This is a genomic window from Pseudomonas glycinis, assembly GCF_054871425.1.
Genome location: NZ_JBTYHF010000002.1, coordinates 785,203 through 802,101, shown reverse-complemented (window position 1 = coordinate 802,101; position 16,899 = coordinate 785,203). Strand labels below are relative to the sequence as shown.

Sequence of the window (16,899 nt, the reverse complement as noted above, 5' to 3'; positions counted from 1 at the left end):
CAAACATCACCGCTCTTTCAACTCCTTCCAGGCTTCGATGATCTGAAGCAAGCCGCTGTCGAAAACTGCTTAACTCTTTGATTCTCAAGGAGTTTTCCGTTTCGACTGCGCCGGAAGTGGGGCGAATTATAGACCTCTGGAATCTGCCGTCAACCGTTAATTTCGCTTTTCTTTCAATAACTTGCGAATTGGTTAAAAAACATCCAATCAGATGAGAAAAGAGCGTCTTCTATATAGAAGAAGACTTAAAGGACGCCTTCTTCCTTCAACATAGCCACCGCACCTGCCCCCAGACCCAGCACCCGCTGCAGAACCTCTAACGTGTGCTCACCCAATAAAGGAGGCGCATGACGATATTCAACGGGGGTCTCCGATAATCGAATCGGGCTGGCCACCTGGGGCACCATTCCCGCCAATGCATGAGGCAGCTCGATCGCCAGACCGCGCGCCTTCACCTGTGGATCTTCAAACACCTGCGACAGATCATTGATCGGCCCACAAGGCACACCCGCCTGCTCCAATTGAGCAACCCACTCGGCCGTGGTCTTGAAGACCGTAGCTTGGCGGATCAACGGGATCAGCACCGCGCGGTTCGCTACCCGCAGCTTGTTGGTCGCGAAGCGCGGATCATCCGCCCACTGCGGTTGCCCCGCGACCTCGGCGAACTTGCGGAACTGCCCGTCATTACCCACGGTGAGAATGAAGTCGCCATCCGCCGTAGGAAAGTCCTGATAAGGCACGATATTCGGATGCGCATTGCCCAGGCGCTTCGGCGCATTGCCGGTGGTCAGGTAGTTCATCGCCTGGTTCGCCAGACATGCGACCTGTACATCCAGCAACGCCATATCGATGTGCTGGCCGCCACCGTCGTGATCGCGATGAGCCAATGCCGCGAGGATCGCTACCGTCGAATACAGCCCGGTAAGAATATCCGTTAGCGCCACGCCCACTTTCACCGGGCCAGCGCCTTCATCTCCTTCAGGTCGACCAGTCAGACTCATCAAGCCGCCGAGGCCCTGGATCATGAAGTCATACCCTGCACGCCTGGCGTAAGGGCCGGTCTGGCCGAAGCCGGTAATGGAGCAATAGATCAGATTCGGGTTGAGCGCCTTCAGCGACTCATAGTCCAGACCATAGGCCGCCAGACCACCTACTTTGAAATTCTCAATCAGAATGTCCGACTTTGTCGCCAGGTCGCGCACCAGCTTCTGCCCTTCAGGGCGGGTGAAGTCGATGGTGACCGATTGCTTGTTGCGGTTTGCCGAGAGGTAATAAGCCGCTTCCGACGTGTTCTCGCCGTAAGCGTCTTTAAGGAAGGGCGGCCCCCAGGCGCGGGTGTCATCACCATTGCCCGGGCGCTCGACCTTGATCACTTCGGCGCCAAGGTCGGCGAGGATTTGCCCGGCCCAAGGCCCGGCCAGTACTCGCGATAAATCCAGAACCCGCAGATGCGACAGCGCGCCCATGGTCTGCTCTCCTATTAATAGAACGCCTGCAGACCGGTTTGCGCACGCCCGAGGATCAGCGCGTGAACGTCATGGGTACCTTCATAGGTATTCACCACTTCCAGATTGACCAGATGACGAGCGACACCGAACTCATCGGAGATGCCATTGCCACCGAGCATGTCCCGCGCCATTCGTGCGATATCCAGCGACTTGCCGCAGGAGTTGCGCTTCATGATCGAAGTGATTTCAACGGCGGCGGTACCTTCGTCCTTCATCCGGCCCAAGCGCAGGCAGCCTTGCAGTGCCAGAGTGATCTCGGTCTGCATGTCGGCGAGTTTCTTCTGTACCAGCTGAGTTGCGGCCAGCGGACGACCGAACTGCTGACGATCCAGAGTGTATTGGCGCGCGGTGTGCCAGCAGAATTCGGCCGCGCCCAGCGCGCCCCAGGAAATGCCATAGCGTGCGGAATTGAGGCAGGTGAAAGGGCCTTTCAGGCCACGGACATCCGGGAAGATGTTTTCTTCCGGCACGAACACGTTGTCCATGACGATCTCACCGGTGATCGAAGCGCGCAGGCCGACCTTGCCGTGAATCGCCGGAGCGCTCAGACCTTTCCAGCCTTTCTCCAGAACGAAGCCACGGATATCGCCAGCATCGTCCTTGGCCCAGACCACGAACACGTCAGCGATCGGGCTGTTGGTGATCCACATCTTCGCGCCAGTCAGGCTGTAGCCGCCATCGACTTTGCGCGCCCGGCTTATCATCGCGCCCGGATCGGAACCATGGTTCGGCTCGGTCAGGCCAAAGCAACCGATCCATTCGCCGGATGCCAGCTTCGGCAGATACTTCTGTTTCTGTGCCTCGGTGCCGAATTCGTTAATCGGCACCATCACTAGCGAGGATTGCACGCTCATCATCGAGCGGTAGCCGGAGTCGACGCGCTCGACCTCTCGGGCAATCAGACCGTAGCTGACATAGTTCAGACCGCTGCCACCGTATTGTTCGGGAATGGTCGCACCGAGCAGGCCGACTTCACCCATCTCGCGGAAGATTGCCGGATCGGTCTTCTCATGACGGAAAGCTTCGAGCACACGCGGCGCCAGACTCTGTTGAGCGAACTGCGCGGCGGTGTCGCGGATCATCCGCTCTTCTTCGGTGAGCTGTTGATCCAGCAGCAGGGGATCGATCCAATTGAAACTAGCTTTACCGCCCATGAGTGTGCCCTCGCAATCGGGTGAATTAACGTGGCATTGATCCTAGGCGCGGTTCGCCATCGCGGCAAACGAGGATTTCGCATCCTGTTGTGCTAATTTCTCACTCCGAAACGTCGCGAATAGCCTTTTATGCGGCGCATTAGTGAGGTTGACGTACATGCGCAGGAAGATCCCCAGCACCGCCGCCCTGATCAGTTTCGAAGCTGCCGCCCGCCATGAGAGCTTTACCCGTGCTGCTGAAGAACTGTCGCTCACCCAAGGCGCCATTTGCCGACAGATCGCCAGCCTGGAAGATTTCCTCAGCGTGGAACTGTTCCGACGCTCGCGACGTGGAGTGAAACTGACCGAGGCGGGTCTTTCCTACAGTCGCCGGGTGGCGACTCAGCTCGATGCGGTGGAGCGCGACACCCTTTCGGTGATGGGCCAGCAGGGCACCAACGTCATCGAGCTCGCCGTCGTCCCGACCTTCGGCACGCAATGGCTGCTGCCACGCCTCAAGGATTTCCAGCTCAAGCACCCGGAAGTGACCGTCAACCTGACCAACCGCACCCGGCCGTTCCTGTTTGCCGACACCGAATTCGATGCCGCGATCTACTTCGGCGATGCCGATTGGTCGGGTACCGAATCCCACAGATTGATGGGCGAGAATCCGATGCCGGTGTGCAGCCCCGCCCTACTCGGCGATCGCAAGCAGCTGACAGCGCAAGCCATCGCTGAACTACCGCTGCTGCAGCAAACCACCCGACCTTACGCCTGGCGCCAATGGTTCAACTCGCAACAGCTGAATATTCCGCGCGACATGACCGGCCCACGCTACGAGCTATTCTCCATGCTTGCCCAGGCAGCCATGCACGACATGGGCGTCGCGCTGATTCCGCCGTTTCTGATCCAGCGCGAGCTGGCAGAGAAACGTCTGGTGGTTGCCAACCCTCAAGCGCTCTCCAGCATCAAGGCCTATTACCTGATGATTCCGGAGCGAAAGGTCGAATCGGCATCGCTGAAGGCATTTCGCGACTGGCTGGTAAATCAAGCGCAGAGCTACAGCCTAGAATAATAAAGGCTTTGCGCAATACTTAACCCCGTAGTCAGAAAAACCAAAGCCCTACAGATATAACTATTTGTCGCTTTTGAGCAGACTGTATCCGAAAGTCGTACAGACGTCCCACAAGCTGCCAAACACGTGGCTTTGAGCCTCTAATGGCGACTCATTACTGCCTATTCACGCCACCGATGCGAATTTTTTTCAAATTCAGCCAGAATCCATGCAGGGCACGGCCTGCAAGGGGTTCAACTGGCCATCTGCGACATTCGGTCACGGCATGACTTGTAGTTAATTTTCCGTCACCCGTCATAATCCCTTGAAGGGCATAAAGTTCGCCTGCAAAATGCCGCGCCCCGCCCTGATTCGGCGGGATCGTGCTGATCGGCCGCCCCAGTCGCACCATCCGTAGTGCATGGGTTTACTCAATAAGATCACGCAGGAGATTTGACGTGCACATTGGTGTTCCTCTCGAAACCCAGACCGGTGAAACACGGGTTGCTGCAACCCCGGAAACCATCAAGAAGCTGATCAGCCAAGGCCATAAGGTCACTGTGCAAAGCGGCGCTGGCGTCAAAGCCAGTGTCGTCGACAGTGCCTATGAAGCGGCCGGCGCAAGCATTGGCAGCGCCAATGACGCGTTTGGCGCCGAGCTGATTCTCAAAGTGATCGCGCCAAGCGATGCCGAACTGACGCTGATCAAGCGCGGTGCGGTGCTGGTGGGCATGCTCAACCCATTCAACAACGGGACCATCGCGAAGATGGCCGAGTGCGGCATTACCGCGTTCGCCCTCGAAGCGGCGCCTCGCACCTCGCGGGCGCAGAGTCTTGATGTGTTGTCGTCGCAGGCGAATATCGCCGGCTACAAAGCGGTGTTGCTCGCGGCTCACTATTACCCACGCTTCATGCCGATGCTGATGACTGCTGCGGGCACCGTGAAAGCGGCGCGCGTGCTGATTCTTGGCGCAGGCGTGGCCGGGTTGCAGGCGATTGCCACGGCGAAACGTCTGGGTGCGGTGATCGAAGCGTCTGACGTGCGTCCAGCGGTGAAGGAACAGATCGAATCCCTCGGCGCGAAGTTCGTCGACGTGCCTTACGAGACCGATGAAGAGCGCGAATGCGCCGTCGGTGTCGGCGGTTACGCGCGGCCAATGCCGGCGAGCTGGATGCAGCGTCAGGCCCAGGCTGTGCACGAGCGCGCCAAGCAGGCCGATATCGTCATCACCACCGCGCTGATTCCGGGCCGCAAGGCGCCGACGCTGCTCAGCGCCGAGACCGTGGCAGAGATGAAGCCGGGCTCGGTGGTCATCGACCTCGCCGCCGCCCAGGGTGGCAACTGCCCACTGACCGTCGCCGATCAGGTCGTTGTGGAAAACGGTGTGACCATCGTCGGCCCGACCAACCTCGCCGGTGAAGTCGCTGCCGATGCTTCGGCGCTGTACGCACGCAACCTGCTGGACTTCCTCAAGCTGGTGTTCACCAAGGAAGGCCAGTTCGACGTCAACCTCGAAGACGACATCGTCGCCGCGTGCCTGATGTGCCGCGACGGCCAAGTCATCCGCAAAAACGCCTAAGCAGGGATTCAGACGATGGAAGAGCTTATCTCCCCCGGTATCTACAACCTGATCATCTTCGTGCTGGCGATTTATGTCGGTTACCACGTGGTCTGGAACGTTACGCCTGCGCTGCACACGCCGTTGATGGCGGTGACCAATGCCATTTCCGCGATCGTGATCGTCGGTGCCATGCTCGCCGCTGCGCTGACCGTCACGCCGCTGGGCAAGACCATGGGCACGCTGGCAGTGGCACTGGCGGCGGTCAATGTGTTTGGTGGCTTCCTGGTCACCCGCCGCATGCTTGAGATGTTCAAGAAGAAAGCCCCGAAAGCAAAAGAAGAGGCGCCGAAGTAATGAGCATGAATCTCGTCACGACGCTCTACCTGATCGCGTCGATCTGCTTTATCCAGGCCCTCAAAGGCCTGTCGCACCCGACCACTTCGCGGCGCGGCAACCTGTTCGGCATGCTCGGCATGGCGCTGGCAATCATCACCACGGTCGGCCTCATCTATAAGTTGGGCGCTGAACTGGCCACGGCTGGCATTGGTTATGTGATCGTTGGCTTGCTGGTCGGCGGTACCGCCGGCTCGATCATGGCCAAGCGCGTTGAAATGACCAAGATGCCGGAACTGGTAGCGTTCATGCACAGCATGATCGGCCTCGCGGCGGTGTTCATTGCCATTGCGGCGGTGGTCGAGCCGCAATCGCTGGGTATCGTTAAACAACTGGGCGATGCGATTCCGGCGGGCAACCGTCTGGAGCTGTTCCTCGGTGCGGCGATTGGTGCGATCACCTTCTCCGGTTCGGTGATCGCCTTCGGCAAGCTCTCAGGCAAATACAAGTTCCGTCTGTTCCAGGGCGCACCGGTACAGTTCGCCGGTCAGCACAAGCTCAATGCGGTTCTGGGTCTGGCTACGCTGGTTCTCGGCCTGACCTTCATGTTCACCGGCAACCTCATGGCGTTCGCGCTGATGCTGGCACTGGCGTTCGTGATGGGCGTGCTGATCATCATCCCGATCGGCGGCGCCGACATGCCGGTAGTGGTGTCTATGCTCAACAGCTATTCCGGCTGGGCGGCGGCGGGCATCGGTTTCTCGCTGAACAACTCGATGCTGATCATTGCCGGCTCGCTGGTGGGTTCGAGCGGTGCGATTCTCTCGTACATCATGTGCAAGGCGATGAATCGCTCCTTCTTTAATGTACTGCTCGGCGGTTTCGGCAATACGGCAGATGCAGGCACTGCCGGTGCGCAGGAAGCCCGTCCGGTGAAATCCGGTTCGGCTGATGACGCAACCTTCCTGCTGACCAACGCCGACACCGTGATCATCGTACCGGGCTACGGTCTGGCAGTGGCCCGTGCACAACACGCACTGAAGGAACTGACCGAGAAGCTGACCCATCGCGGCGTGACCGTGAAGTACGCGATTCACCCGGTGGCCGGTCGCATGCCTGGGCACATGAACGTCCTGCTCGCCGAGGCCGAAGTGCCTTACGACCAGGTGTTCGAGATGGAAGACATCAACTCCGAGTTCGGTCAGGCCGACGTGGTGCTGGTGCTCGGCGCAAACGACGTGGTCAACCCGGCCGCGAAGAACGATCCGAAGTCACCGATTGCCGGTATGCCGATTCTCGAAGCGTTCAAGGCCAAGACCATCATCGTCAACAAGCGCTCGATGGCCAGCGGCTACGCCGGTCTGGACAACGAACTGTTCTATCTGGACAAGACCATGATGGTTTTCGGCGACGCGAAGAAAGTCATCGAAGACATGGTCAAAGCGGTCGAGTAATTCACCGCTGCAATAGCCAACGCCCCGACTTGTCGGGGCGTTTTTGTTTGCGCCAGACGCTGGACAATTTGCCGCGTTGTTGCAGATCCGGTAACGGTGTTTTACTGCAAACCCGCGAAATAGAGGCCTCGTTTGCGACCTTGGTAGCGGGACAGGCGCCGGCCAAATTCACTAGACTGCGCATCCTGCTACTCGTTGCCCGAGATAATAATCCATGTACCGTGACCGTATTCGCCTGCCTTCGTTGTTGGACAAAGTGATGAGCGCTGCCGACGCCGCTGCTCTGATTGAGGACGGCATGACCGTCGGCATGAGCGGTTTCACCCGCGCCGGCGAAGCCAAGGCCGTTCCCCACGCACTGGCCGAGCGCGCCAAGGTCACGCCGCTGAAGATCAGCCTGATGACCGGCGCCAGTCTGGGTAACGACCTCGACAAGCAACTGACCGAGGCCGGCGTGCTGTCGCGGCGCATGCCGTTTCAGGTCGACAGCACGTTGCGCAAGGCAATCAACGCCGGCGAAGTGATGTTCATCGACCAGCATCTCTCGGAAACCGTAGAGCAACTGCGCAACCAACAGTTGAAGCTGCCGGACATTGCCGTCATCGAGGCAGTCGCCATCACCGAACAAGGCCATATCGTGCCGACCACTTCGGTGGGCAACTCGGCCAGCTTCGCGATCTTCGCCAAACAAGTGATCGTCGAGATCAACCTGGCCCACAACGCCAACCTCGAAGGCCTGCACGACATCTATATCCCGACGTACCGCCCGACGCGCACGCCAATCCCGCTGGTGAAAGTCGACGATCGCATCGGCAGCACGGCAATTCCGATTCCGCCGGAGAAGATCGTCGCGATTGTCATCACTCAGCAGTCGGACTCGCCGTCCACAGTGTCGGTACCGGACGTTGATACCAACGCTATCGCCGAACACCTGATCACGTTCTTCAAGCAGGAAGTTGCGGCCGGCCGCATGACCAACAAGCTCGGCCCGCTGCAAGCCGGAATTGGCAACATCGCCAACGCGGTGATGTGCGGCTTGATCGACTCGCCGTTCGAAGACCTCACCATGTACTCGGAAGTGCTCCAGGATTCGACTTTCGACCTGATCGATGCCGGCAAGCTGAGCTTCGCCTCGGGCAGTTCGATCACCCTGTCCGAGCGGCGCAACAGCGACGTGTTCGGCAACCTGGAGAAGTACAAGGACAAACTGATTCTGCGGCCGCAGGAGATCTCCAATCACCCGGAAGTGGTGCGCCGTCTGGGCATCATCGGCATCAACACCGCGCTGGAGTTCGATATCTACGGCAACGTCAACTCCACCCATGTCTGCGGCACGCGGATGATGAACGGCATCGGCGGCTCCGGCGACTTCGCGCGCAATGCGCATCTGGCGGTATTCGTGACCAAGTCGATCGCCAAGGGTGGCGCGATTTCCAGCGTGGTGCCGATGGTCAGCCATGTCGACCATACCGAGCATGACGTCGACATCCTGGTGACCGAAGTCGGCCTCGCCGACCTGCGTGGCCTGGCGCCACGGGAGCGTGCACGAGTGATCATCGACAACTGCGTGCATCCGGACTTTCGCCAGGCACTGAATGATTACTTCAGCGCTGCCTGTGCAATCGGCGGTCACACCCCGCATATTCTGCGCGAAGCGCTGAGCTGGCATATGAACCTGGAAGAAACCGGGCGCATGCTGGCGGTGTGATTCTCACAGATATCCATCGACGCAAACACAGTTTTGCGTCGATGGACCTCCGCCAGTAACAGAATCGTCGAAAACTGTACTGCTGTACCGGTGCTTTCCTACAGCAAAGTCCTACTCAATCGCTTAATTCCAGCGAAAATGCACCAATCAAGTGCGGACAGGTACAGTTTGCCCAATTTCGACCCGTACACCATCCATAAACAGTTAACTGCTCACTCACAATACAAATGAACTGTATCTACAGAGACTATCCAAACGAGAGGATCATGGGCACCAGTCAAACCACTACCTGATCCCGCCACAAGCGGAAGGATGTCAACCATGGAACGTACACTCAGTTCCGAACTGTTCTTCGAAGACAAAGCTGTAAACACCCAGGCTTCCCTGCCTTTGCGCGTTATCGCCAACCTGATGTTGTGGCAGCGCCGCATCTCCAGCCGCCACCAATTGGCCCGTCTGGATTCGCGTCTGCTGGCCGATGCCGGTATCAGCGAAGCACAACGCTACGAAGAGCTGAGCAAGCCGTTCTGGCGCTAAGCAGCGTCGCTGGCTCTGGTCGTCAGACCCACCGCCAGCAACCCGAATTGCACAAGCAGAACCCGTCGTGGGAAACCACGACGGGTTTTGTCGTTTCAGGGGCCTTGAATGCTCTAAAACGCATATATAAACGAACACAGGTACAATTTGCGGAATACTCAAATAATACCGGTACAGTTATCCAGAACCTTTGAAGTATCACTGGCCACCACTGGGCGAACCGCATCTGGCAGCCTAATATCCATGCAGAACGTGGCGAACGTTGCGCAACAGGCGTCTGACTCCTCAGATACCGAGCCACCTCTCACTACGGTTTATCCAAAGGAGTTCCATCATGACCCGTCTTCGCCTGCTCAGTGCCGCCGCCCTGCTGGCCGTGGCTGCCAACGCCAGTGCTACCAGTTTCATCGTGACCACCGACTCGATCGTCGGCGCGCTGAAAGCCACTTCCGACGCCACTTCCGATGTGACCTCCTCGTTCCGTGACGACAAGATCGTCCTCGCCGCCCGCGACGATGCCGCCAGCTTCGTGGCCAGCGAAGGCGATATCCGTGGAGTGAAGCTGGAAAGCGCGCTCGATCACATCCGCCATCAGGCGCCACAACTCAATGCCACCGATGCCCAATTGGCTCAGGCCATTCTGACCCTCTGATCGTTTGCGGTATTGCGGGACACGCCAGCCGTGTCCCGATGTTTCAACGCTGGCTCTGGCCCGGGCATTTGCGCTAGCCTTCAGGCTCGTTAACAGTTGTCGAGTCCCATGCGCTTTCTTCCAAACCTGCTCATCTCTTCTGCCTTGTTCAGCGCCTGCTGGGCGATGTCTGCCAATGCCTTCGATGCTTTCAATGCGTCGACCCAAGGCACGGTGGTCAGCGGTTACGCGACCAGCATGGTGTCTTCTGCGCCGTTCGACCGTAAACTGCTGCTCGCCGCCCATGATGATGCGGCCGCCTTTGTTGCCAGTGACGGTGAATGGCGAGGCGCACGGCTGGAATCCGCGCTGCATTACCTGCGCAAAACCCGGCCGAAACTTCATGCCAGCGACCTTGAACTGGCAGAGGCAATTCTCGTCCAATAGTTATCCTTGTCCTTCCGGAGTCGTTCCATGCGTAGCCCGCTGATTGCTGCCGCCCTTGGCCTGTTTGTGTTGGCCGATGTGGCCCAGGCGCACACCCTGGTAGCCACCAGTAACATCATCGTTCGTGCCTCCCAGCGCAGCATCGATTTCACTTCCGATACCACCACATCGATTCGCGATTCGAAAATCATCCGCGAAGCCCACGACGACGCCGCCAGTTTCGTCGCCAGCAACGGCGACATCCGTGGCGCGCACCTCGAAGCCGCCCTCAACACCTTGCGCAATCGCGTGCCGGAAGCGCGCGACGCCAGTGATCAGGTACTCGCCGAAGCCATTCTCGCACTGTGAAGTCCGTTGGCGCCTGGCTGCTGGCCGGGGCGTTGTTGCTGCTTGGCAACAGCGCCCACGCCGGCCTGCAATTGCGGCTCAAGACCGAGGGTCTGAGCCCGGCTCAACAACAGGCCAGTCAGGCGCTGATCGATGAGGCGATGGCGAAACTGCCGCCGAGCTTCATTGAGCGGCTGGATCGGCGCATCGACGTCGGCTGGACCGACGACATGCCTGCCAACGCTTACGGGCAGGCGACGCTGGTTTCCGAGCTCGATCTGAACCGCAAGCTGCTCGCCAGCCTCACCGATGGCAGCGCGGCGAAAGAGAAAACCAATCGCCCCCACGGCACTGTGCGCGAGGAACTGCTGGCCACGGTGCTGCACGAAATTACCCACATTTATGATCGCGCGCGTTTATGGCCGAGCGCCGAGCGCACGTTGATCCAACGCTGCACCCGACGCTTCAACAGCGCCGGGCTGATCGGCATTCCCGATGAGTGTCGCGGGCAGAACGGTCGCCGCTTCACCATCAGCGACGACCCGCGCCTGCTTGACCTGGCCGGGTGGCAGCAGTACGTCGGCCGCCGTGGCGAGCGTGAACAACACAACCGCCAGATCGCCCGCAGTCCGGATCTTTACGAGATCTCCAGTCCCAAGGAATTCGTCGCGGTCAACATGGAGTACTTCCTCCTCGACCCGAGCTACGCCTGCCGCCGCCCGGCGCTGTATCGCTATTACAAGGAACATTTCGGCTGGGCGCCGCCAGCGCAGGACACCTGCAGCAAGAGCTTCGCCTTTCTCAATGCGGGCAATGACTTCGCCAAGCAGCCTCTGGGGCAAGTCGATCCGGAACGGGTCTACGCGGTCGATTACCTGCTGGCCGAGGCCAATCAGAACTGGGTCAGCCGCTGGGGTCACAGCATGCTGCGCCTGGTGATCTGCGCCCCCGGTCGCCCGCGTGGCCCGGATTGCCGCCTCGACCTCGATCAGCACTTGGTGCTGTCCTATCGCGCTTTCGTTGGCGATGTGCAGCTGTCGAGCTGGGACGGACTGGTCGGCAAATACCCGTCGCGGCTGTTCGTGTTGCCGCTGGCACAGGTGATCGACGAATACACCAAGACCGAGCTGCGCAGCCTCGCTTCAGTGCCGCTGAACCTGTCTCGCGAGGAAATCGAAGGCGTGGTCGAACATGCTGCCGAGATGCACTGGAGTTACGACGGCAACTACTTCTTCCTGTCCAACAACTGCGCGGTGGAAGGCTTGAAACTGTTGCGCAGCGGCAGCAATAACAGCCAACTGGTCGGACTCGACAGCATCATGCCCAATGGTTTGCTGGAAGTGCTCAAGGGCCGTGGTCTGGCCGACACCAGTGTGCTCGACAATCCGAAAGAAGCGCTGCGTCTGGGTTACCGCTTCGACTCGTTCCGCGATCGCTATCAAGCGATGTTCGATGTATTGAAGAAGCAGCTGCCGATCAAGCAGACCACTGTCGAAGACTGGCTGTCACTCAGCGCTGAACAACGCCGCGAATGGTTCGACCGCGCCGACCTGCGCACCAGCGCGGCGCTGTTGCTGCTCGAGCAAGCCAGTTTCCGCCGGCAGTTGTTACTGGCGCAGGATGAGGTCAAGCAACGCTACCTCGGCGCCCGCGAGCTGGAAAACGGCGGCATGGACAAGGCCAACGCGACCTTACAGCAGATCCTCGCCAACAGTGGCTTCCTCAGCCGCCCGGCGGAACTGCTCGACTCCAAGGGTTACGGACTGCCCCAGCCGAGCGAGTTCGGCCGACTGGAAGCGGAAAGCAGCCAGCGGCAGAAGAAGCTGCTGGCGCTATCCGGCGACCTCGATACTGAAGTGCGCAAGCTGCTCGAACCCAAGCGCGCCGCCGAGATTGCCGCCAGCGAGGCCAACGTCAAGCAGATTGGCGAGCATTTGCGCAAACTGCACAAAGCTTCGGGCGGACTGCAATTACCCTGAGCACAAAAAAAGGCTTCAGAACGCCTGTTCTGAAGCCTTTTTGTTTTCCCCTGCGGTCTTAGACGCGAGCCTTGCGCACGCCTTGGGACAGCGCCGAACACAGGCTCAACACGCCATCGATGGCCTGTTCAGGCGTATCGGCACTGGCGATGTGATCGATCAACGCCGAGCCCACCACCACACCGTCAGCCAGACGCGCGATGGCCGCGGCCTGCTCCGGTGTACGGATACCGAAACCGATGCTGATCGGCAGGTCGGTATGCCGACGCAGACGTGCAACCGCCTCTTCCACATGTTCCAGAGTCGCTGCACCTGCGCCGGTGACACCCGCGACCGACACGTAGTAGACAAAACCGGAACTGCCGTTGAGCACACGCGGCAGACGTGCGTCGTCGGTGGTCGGCGTGGTCAGGCGGATGAAGTCCAGGCCAGCAGCCTGCGCCGGGTCGCACAGCTCTTCGTTGTGCTCTGGTGGCATGTCGACCACGATCAGGCCGTCAACGCCAGCCTCTTTGGCTTCGGCGATGAAACGCTCGACGCCGAATTTGTGGATCGGATTGAAGTAACCCATCAACACCAGCGGCGTGTCGCTGTTGCCTTCACGGAATTCGCGAACCATTTGCAGGGTTTTCGCCAGATTCTGTTTGGCGCCCAGGGCGCGAATGTTGGCCAACTGGATTGCCGGGCCATCGGCCATCGGATCGGTGAACGGCATGCCCAGCTCGATCACATCGGCACCTGCGGCAGGCAGGCCTTTGAGGATCGCCAGCGAAGTGTCGTAGTCAGGATCACCGGCAGTGACAAAGGTCACCAGCGCCGCGCGGTTCTGTTGCTTGAGGTCGGCAAAGCGGGTTTGCAGGCGGCTCATCAGTGTTTCTCCTGCTGCGACTGTTGCATATGGTGCATCACGGTTTGCATGTCCTTGTCGCCACGGCCCGAGAGGTTGACCACCATCAGGTGATCCTTCGGCAGCTTCGGTGCGCGTTTGAACACTTCGGCCAGGGCGTGGGCGCTTTCCAGGGCAGGAATGATCCCTTCCAGACGGCAGCATTTGTGGAACGCTTCAAGGGCTTCGTCGTCGGTTACCGAGGTGTACTGGACGCGGCCGATGTCGTGCAACCAGGCGTGTTCAGGGCCGATGCCTGGGTAATCGAGGCCAGCGGAAATCGAGTGGGCGTCGATGATCTGGCCATCGTCGTCCTGCAACAGGAAGGTGCGGTTACCGTGCAGCACGCCCGGCACCCCGCCGTTCAGGCTGGCCGCGTGCTTGCCGGTTTCGATGCCGTAACCGGCGGCTTCGACGCCGATGATCTCCACGCTCTTGTCATCGAGGAACGGGTGGAACAGGCCCATGGCGTTGGAACCGCCACCGATGCACGCCACCAGGCTGTCCGGCAGACGACCTTCCTGAGCTTGCAGTTGATCGCGGGTTTCCTTGCCGATGACGGCCTGGAAGTCGCGAACCATTGCTGGATAAGGGTGCGGGCCGGCCACGGTGCCGATCAGGTAAAAGGTGTTGTCGACGTTGGTCACCCAGTCACGCAGGGCTTCGTTCATCGCGTCTTTGAGGGTGCCGGTGCCAGCCACGACCGGAATGACTTCAGCGCCGAGCAGCTTCATGCGGAAGACGTTGGCCTGCTGACGTTCGATGTCGGTGGTGCCCATGTAGATCACGCAGTCCAGACCGAACCGCGCAGCAACGGTGGCCGTGGCCACGCCGTGCATGCCGGCGCCGGTCTCGGCGATGATGCGCTTCTTGCCCATGCGCCGCGCCAGCAGGATCTGGCCGATGCAGTTGTTGATCTTGTGCGCGCCGGTGTGGTTCAGCTCTTCGCGCTTGAGGTAGATCTTCGCGCCGCCGCAGAACTCGGTCAGGCGTTCGGCGAAATACAGCGGGCTCGGACGTCCGACGTAATCACGCTGGAAGTAGGCCAACTCTTCCTTGAATGCCGGATCTTCCTTGGCCGCTTCGTATTCGCGGGCCAGGTCGAGGATCAATGGCATCAGGGTTTCCGCTACATAACGGCCACCGAACGCACCGAACAGGCCGTTGGCGTCAGGGCCGTTACGCAGATCAGAGGTGTTCGAAGTCTGGGTCATGGGTCGCTCCAGGTGAATTCGGTCAGAAGACAATGACGATCACTCTACCCCTGACTTTCCAGGCTGAAAACCGATAAGATCGCCACAACCTGTCAGGAAAACTCACAGATACCATGAGCCATGACCTTCCCCCGCTGAATGCCTTGCGCGCCTTCGAGGCCACCGCCCGTCTGAACAGTGTGAGTCAGGCTGCCGAACAGCTGCACGTCACCCACGGTGCGGTCAGCCGCCAGCTCAAGGTGCTTGAAGAACATCTAGGGGTGAGCCTGTTCGTCAAGGACGGACGCGGCTTGAAACTCACAGATGCCGGAGCGCGTCTGCGCGATGCCAGCGCTGAGGCGTTTGATCGGTTGCGCAGTGTTTGCGCCGAACTTACGCAAAGCACAGCGGATGCGCCGTTCGTGCTGGGTTGTTCCGGGAGCCTGCTGGCGCGCTGGTTTATTCCGCGTCTGGGGCGGCTGAATGCCGATTTGCCTGATCTGCGCTTGCACCTGTCGGCCGGTGAAGGCGATCTCGATCCCCGGCGCCCGGGCCTTGATGCGTTGTTGCTGTTCGCCGAACCACCGTGGCCGGCCGATATGCAGGTCTATGAACTGGCGGCGGAACGCATCGGCCCCGTAATGAGCCCGTTGTATAGCGGTTATCAGAAGCTGCACACCGCTGTGGCCGCAGATCTTTTTGATGAGCCCTTGCTGCACACCACCTCTCGCCCACAAGCCTGGCCCAGCTGGGCGCAGCAAAACCACCTCAATCCCAAGGCGTTGAAGCTCGGGCAAGGTTTTGAGCATTTGTATTATTTGCTGGAGGCGGCTGTTGCAGGTCTCGGCGTGGCAATCGCGCCGGAGCCGCTGGTAACCGAAGATCTGAAGGCGGGTCGCCTGGTTGCGCCGTGGGGCTTTTGCGAAACCCCGGCGCAACTGGCGTTGTGGCTACCCAAGCGCGCCGCAGACGGACGCGCCCGGCAACTGGCGCAATGGCTCAAAAACGAGCTGCGCCAGACTGATCACTCACCGCGCTTGAACAAAAAGTAGGCGGCGAGCAGACCGATTGCACCGACAGCCACGCCGGCTGTGGTCCATGGGTGTTCCTGCGCGTAGTCACGAGTGGCAATGCCGGTCTCGCGGGTTTTCACTTTGACTTCTTCGTACGCGTCGCTGAGCAGATGACGGGAATGTTTCAGCGCACTTTCGGCGTTGCTTTTCAGCGCCTTGAGGGTCTTGCGCGACTCGTCCGAAGCATCGTCTTTCAAGCTTTCCAACGATTTGAGCAGACTCTCGATCTCGGCTTCCATGCTTTGCAACGAGGCTTTACGTAAAGAGGTGTTGGCCATGGTGGCTCTCCTGCATTGGTGATGAGTGGCGTGTGTTGGTTGGGACTTCAGCATGTCGAGAAAGTGCAGAAATTCTGAACTTCGGCAGCGCAGCGGCGCCGAAATCATCAGTGCAATTGCCTGCTAGGCTCAATTTCACACGCCATTCCAACCCAAGGAGAACGCCATGAGTGACCATCACACCTACAAGAAAGTCGAGCTGGTCGGCTCGTCCACTACCAGCATCGAAGACGCCATCAACAATGCATTGGCCGAGGCGAACAAGACCCTGCGCAATCTGGAATGGTTTGAAGTGACCGAAACCCGTGGCCACATCGAAAACGGCCAGGTAGCGCACTTTCAGGTCACGCTGAAAGTCGGCTTCAAGATTGCCGCCAGCTGAGTTTGAGCTAGTCTTCTGAACTTGCGCGCTGGCCGAGTGCCATAGGGAATGGCAAAGCGCTACAAGGTGAGCGCATCGGGTGGATGACTCGATGCCCGCCTCTTTCAATCCGACCAGGGAGTGCGACCGATGAAGAAGTTCATGTTGGCAGTAGGTTTGTTGAGCCTTGCGGGTGGTGCGTTTGCAGCCGGCAAGCCATGTGAAGAGCTGAAAAGCGAAATCGCCGCGAAGCTCGACGCCAAAGGCGTTTCCGGTTATTCGCTGGAGGTTGTCGACAAAGGTGCTGCGGCTGATGGCGACGTCGTCGGCAGTTGCGAAGGCGGCAGCAAGGAAATCGTCTACAAACGCGGTTGATTGCGCCTGAAATACAAAAGCCGACGTGGATGCGTCGGCTTTTTTGTGGGCTCCATGTGC

Annotated in this window: 18 protein-coding genes; 13 read left to right on the top strand and 5 right to left on the bottom strand. The window is 59.5% G+C overall.

The features are described from left to right. Positions 1 to 245 precede the first annotated feature (245 nt). The gene (locus tag ACYSTU_RS07745; RefSeq protein ID WP_136493282.1) at positions 246 to 1,466 is read right to left on the bottom strand and encodes a CaiB/BaiF CoA transferase family protein; all 1,221 of its coding nucleotides are present in this window, start codon (positions 1,464 to 1,466) and stop codon (positions 246 to 248) included. A 14-nt stretch (positions 1,467 to 1,480) separates the two neighbouring features. Then, the gene (locus tag ACYSTU_RS07740) at positions 1,481 to 2,662 is read right to left on the bottom strand and encodes an acyl-CoA dehydrogenase (protein ID WP_024015035.1); all 1,182 of its coding nucleotides are present in this window, start codon (positions 2,660 to 2,662) and stop codon (positions 1,481 to 1,483) included. Positions 2,663 to 2,819: 157 nt separating this feature from the next. On the opposite strand from ACYSTU_RS07740, the gene ACYSTU_RS07735 reads away from it, so the two are divergent. The 10 genes from ACYSTU_RS07735 to ACYSTU_RS07690 all read left to right on the top strand — a co-directional run bounded on the left by ACYSTU_RS07735 (position 2,820) and on the right by ACYSTU_RS07690 (position 12,673). Then, positions 2,820 to 3,716, top strand: a complete 897-nt coding sequence (locus ACYSTU_RS07735; RefSeq protein ID WP_136493281.1) for a LysR family transcriptional regulator — start codon at positions 2,820 to 2,822, stop codon at positions 3,714 to 3,716. Between the two features lie 437 nt (positions 3,717 to 4,153). After that, entirely contained in the window at positions 4,154 to 5,275 is a 1,122-nt protein-coding gene (locus ACYSTU_RS07730) for a Re/Si-specific NAD(P)(+) transhydrogenase subunit alpha (RefSeq protein WP_498997195.1), read from the top strand. 15 nt (positions 5,276 to 5,290) lie between these two features. Further along, positions 5,291 to 5,611 carry an NAD(P) transhydrogenase subunit alpha part 2 gene (locus tag ACYSTU_RS07725; protein ID WP_003220416.1) on the top strand — a complete coding sequence of 107 codons (321 nt, stop codon included), beginning with the start codon at positions 5,291 to 5,293 and terminating at the stop codon, positions 5,609 to 5,611. After that, positions 5,611 to 7,044, top strand: a complete 1,434-nt coding sequence (locus ACYSTU_RS07720; protein ID WP_498997192.1) for an NAD(P)(+) transhydrogenase (Re/Si-specific) subunit beta — start codon at positions 5,611 to 5,613, stop codon at positions 7,042 to 7,044. Before ACYSTU_RS07725 ends, ACYSTU_RS07720 begins: the two co-directional genes overlap by 1 nt. A 214-nt stretch (positions 7,045 to 7,258) precedes the next feature. Next, entirely contained in the window at positions 7,259 to 8,752 is a 1,494-nt protein-coding gene (scpC, locus tag ACYSTU_RS07715; RefSeq protein ID WP_071173986.1) for a succinyl-CoA:acetate CoA-transferase ScpC, read from the top strand. Positions 8,753 to 9,073: 321 nt separating this feature from the next. After that, positions 9,074 to 9,289, top strand: a complete 216-nt coding sequence (locus ACYSTU_RS07710; protein WP_007911656.1) for a DUF1127 domain-containing protein — start codon at positions 9,074 to 9,076, stop codon at positions 9,287 to 9,289. 334 nt (positions 9,290 to 9,623) lie between these two features. Next, positions 9,624 to 9,941, top strand: a complete 318-nt coding sequence (locus tag ACYSTU_RS07705) for a DUF2388 domain-containing protein (RefSeq protein WP_016772298.1) — start codon at positions 9,624 to 9,626, stop codon at positions 9,939 to 9,941. A 108-nt stretch (positions 9,942 to 10,049) separates the two neighbouring features. Beyond that, positions 10,050 to 10,367: a DUF2388 domain-containing protein gene (locus ACYSTU_RS07700; protein ID WP_024015031.1), complete on the top strand. Its 318-nt coding sequence runs from the start codon at positions 10,050 to 10,052 to the stop codon at positions 10,365 to 10,367. 27 nt (positions 10,368 to 10,394) lie between these two features. Then, complete coding sequence (locus ACYSTU_RS07695) at positions 10,395 to 10,715, top strand: DUF2388 domain-containing protein (protein ID WP_016770769.1); 321 nt, start codon at positions 10,395 to 10,397, stop codon at positions 10,713 to 10,715. Then, positions 10,712 to 12,673, top strand: coding sequence for a DUF7844 domain-containing protein (locus tag ACYSTU_RS07690; protein WP_136493279.1), 1,962 nt, complete (start codon positions 10,712 to 10,714; stop codon positions 12,671 to 12,673). Before ACYSTU_RS07695 ends, ACYSTU_RS07690 begins: the two co-directional genes overlap by 4 nt. 58 nt (positions 12,674 to 12,731) lie before the next feature. Here the strand turns inward: ACYSTU_RS07690 and trpA are convergent, their stop codons facing one another. Continuing rightward, complete coding sequence (gene trpA / locus ACYSTU_RS07685; RefSeq protein ID WP_024015029.1) at positions 12,732 to 13,541, bottom strand: tryptophan synthase subunit alpha; 810 nt, start codon at positions 13,539 to 13,541, stop codon at positions 12,732 to 12,734. Further along, positions 13,541 to 14,773: a tryptophan synthase subunit beta gene (gene trpB / locus ACYSTU_RS07680; RefSeq protein WP_016772302.1), complete on the bottom strand. Its 1,233-nt coding sequence runs from the start codon at positions 14,771 to 14,773 to the stop codon at positions 13,541 to 13,543. The genes trpA and trpB overlap by 1 nt, the downstream gene beginning before the upstream one ends. Before the next feature lie 113 nt (positions 14,774 to 14,886). Here trpB and ACYSTU_RS07675 point away from each other — a divergent pair, with 113 nt between their 5' ends. Continuing rightward, complete coding sequence (locus ACYSTU_RS07675) at positions 14,887 to 15,804, top strand: LysR family transcriptional regulator (protein ID WP_123441955.1); 918 nt, start codon at positions 14,887 to 14,889, stop codon at positions 15,802 to 15,804. Here ACYSTU_RS07675 and ACYSTU_RS07670 read toward each other — a convergent pair. After that, positions 15,777 to 16,103: an ElaB/YgaM/YqjD family protein gene (locus tag ACYSTU_RS07670; protein ID WP_039757078.1), complete on the bottom strand. Its 327-nt coding sequence runs from the start codon at positions 16,101 to 16,103 to the stop codon at positions 15,777 to 15,779. The genes ACYSTU_RS07675 and ACYSTU_RS07670 overlap by 28 nt on opposite strands. Positions 16,104 to 16,269: 166 nt before the next feature. Between ACYSTU_RS07670 and ACYSTU_RS07665 the strand changes: the two genes are divergently transcribed. Further along, positions 16,270 to 16,485: a dodecin gene (locus tag ACYSTU_RS07665; protein ID WP_016772305.1), complete on the top strand. Its 216-nt coding sequence runs from the start codon at positions 16,270 to 16,272 to the stop codon at positions 16,483 to 16,485. A 129-nt stretch (positions 16,486 to 16,614) separates the two neighbouring features. Next, the gene (locus tag ACYSTU_RS07660; protein WP_016772306.1) at positions 16,615 to 16,839 is read left to right on the top strand and encodes a DUF1161 domain-containing protein; all 225 of its coding nucleotides are present in this window, start codon (positions 16,615 to 16,617) and stop codon (positions 16,837 to 16,839) included. Positions 16,840 to 16,899: the final 60 nt, after the last annotated feature.

What these genes read in the sequence shown, in the direction of transcription:
- ACYSTU_RS07745 (WP_136493282.1), bottom strand. Translation starts at nt 1,466, where the DNA reads ATGGGCGCGCTGTCGCATCTGCGGGTTCTGGATTTATCGCGAGTACTG.
- ACYSTU_RS07740 (WP_024015035.1), bottom strand. Translation starts at nt 2,662, where the DNA reads ATGGGCGGTAAAGCTAGTTTCAATTGGATCGATCCCCTGCTGCTGGAT.
- ACYSTU_RS07735 (WP_136493281.1), top strand. Translation starts at nt 2,820, where the DNA reads ATGCGCAGGAAGATCCCCAGCACCGCCGCCCTGATCAGTTTCGAAGCT.
- ACYSTU_RS07725 (WP_003220416.1), top strand. Translation starts at nt 5,291, where the DNA reads ATGGAAGAGCTTATCTCCCCCGGTATCTACAACCTGATCATCTTCGTG.
- ACYSTU_RS07720 (WP_498997192.1), top strand. Translation starts at nt 5,611, where the DNA reads ATGAGCATGAATCTCGTCACGACGCTCTACCTGATCGCGTCGATCTGC.
- scpC (WP_071173986.1), top strand. Translation starts at nt 7,259, where the DNA reads ATGTACCGTGACCGTATTCGCCTGCCTTCGTTGTTGGACAAAGTGATG.
- ACYSTU_RS07710 (WP_007911656.1), top strand. Translation starts at nt 9,074, where the DNA reads ATGGAACGTACACTCAGTTCCGAACTGTTCTTCGAAGACAAAGCTGTA.
- ACYSTU_RS07705 (WP_016772298.1), top strand. Translation starts at nt 9,624, where the DNA reads ATGACCCGTCTTCGCCTGCTCAGTGCCGCCGCCCTGCTGGCCGTGGCT.
- ACYSTU_RS07700 (WP_024015031.1), top strand. Translation starts at nt 10,050, where the DNA reads ATGCGCTTTCTTCCAAACCTGCTCATCTCTTCTGCCTTGTTCAGCGCC.
- ACYSTU_RS07695 (WP_016770769.1), top strand. Translation starts at nt 10,395, where the DNA reads ATGCGTAGCCCGCTGATTGCTGCCGCCCTTGGCCTGTTTGTGTTGGCC.
- trpA (WP_024015029.1), bottom strand. Translation starts at nt 13,541, where the DNA reads ATGAGCCGCCTGCAAACCCGCTTTGCCGACCTCAAGCAACAGAACCGC.
- trpB (WP_016772302.1), bottom strand. Translation starts at nt 14,773, where the DNA reads ATGACCCAGACTTCGAACACCTCTGATCTGCGTAACGGCCCTGACGCC.
- ACYSTU_RS07675 (WP_123441955.1), top strand. Translation starts at nt 14,887, where the DNA reads ATGAGCCATGACCTTCCCCCGCTGAATGCCTTGCGCGCCTTCGAGGCC.
- ACYSTU_RS07670 (WP_039757078.1), bottom strand. Translation starts at nt 16,103, where the DNA reads ATGGCCAACACCTCTTTACGTAAAGCCTCGTTGCAAAGCATGGAAGCC.
- ACYSTU_RS07665 (WP_016772305.1), top strand. Translation starts at nt 16,270, where the DNA reads ATGAGTGACCATCACACCTACAAGAAAGTCGAGCTGGTCGGCTCGTCC.
- ACYSTU_RS07660 (WP_016772306.1), top strand. Translation starts at nt 16,615, where the DNA reads ATGAAGAAGTTCATGTTGGCAGTAGGTTTGTTGAGCCTTGCGGGTGGT.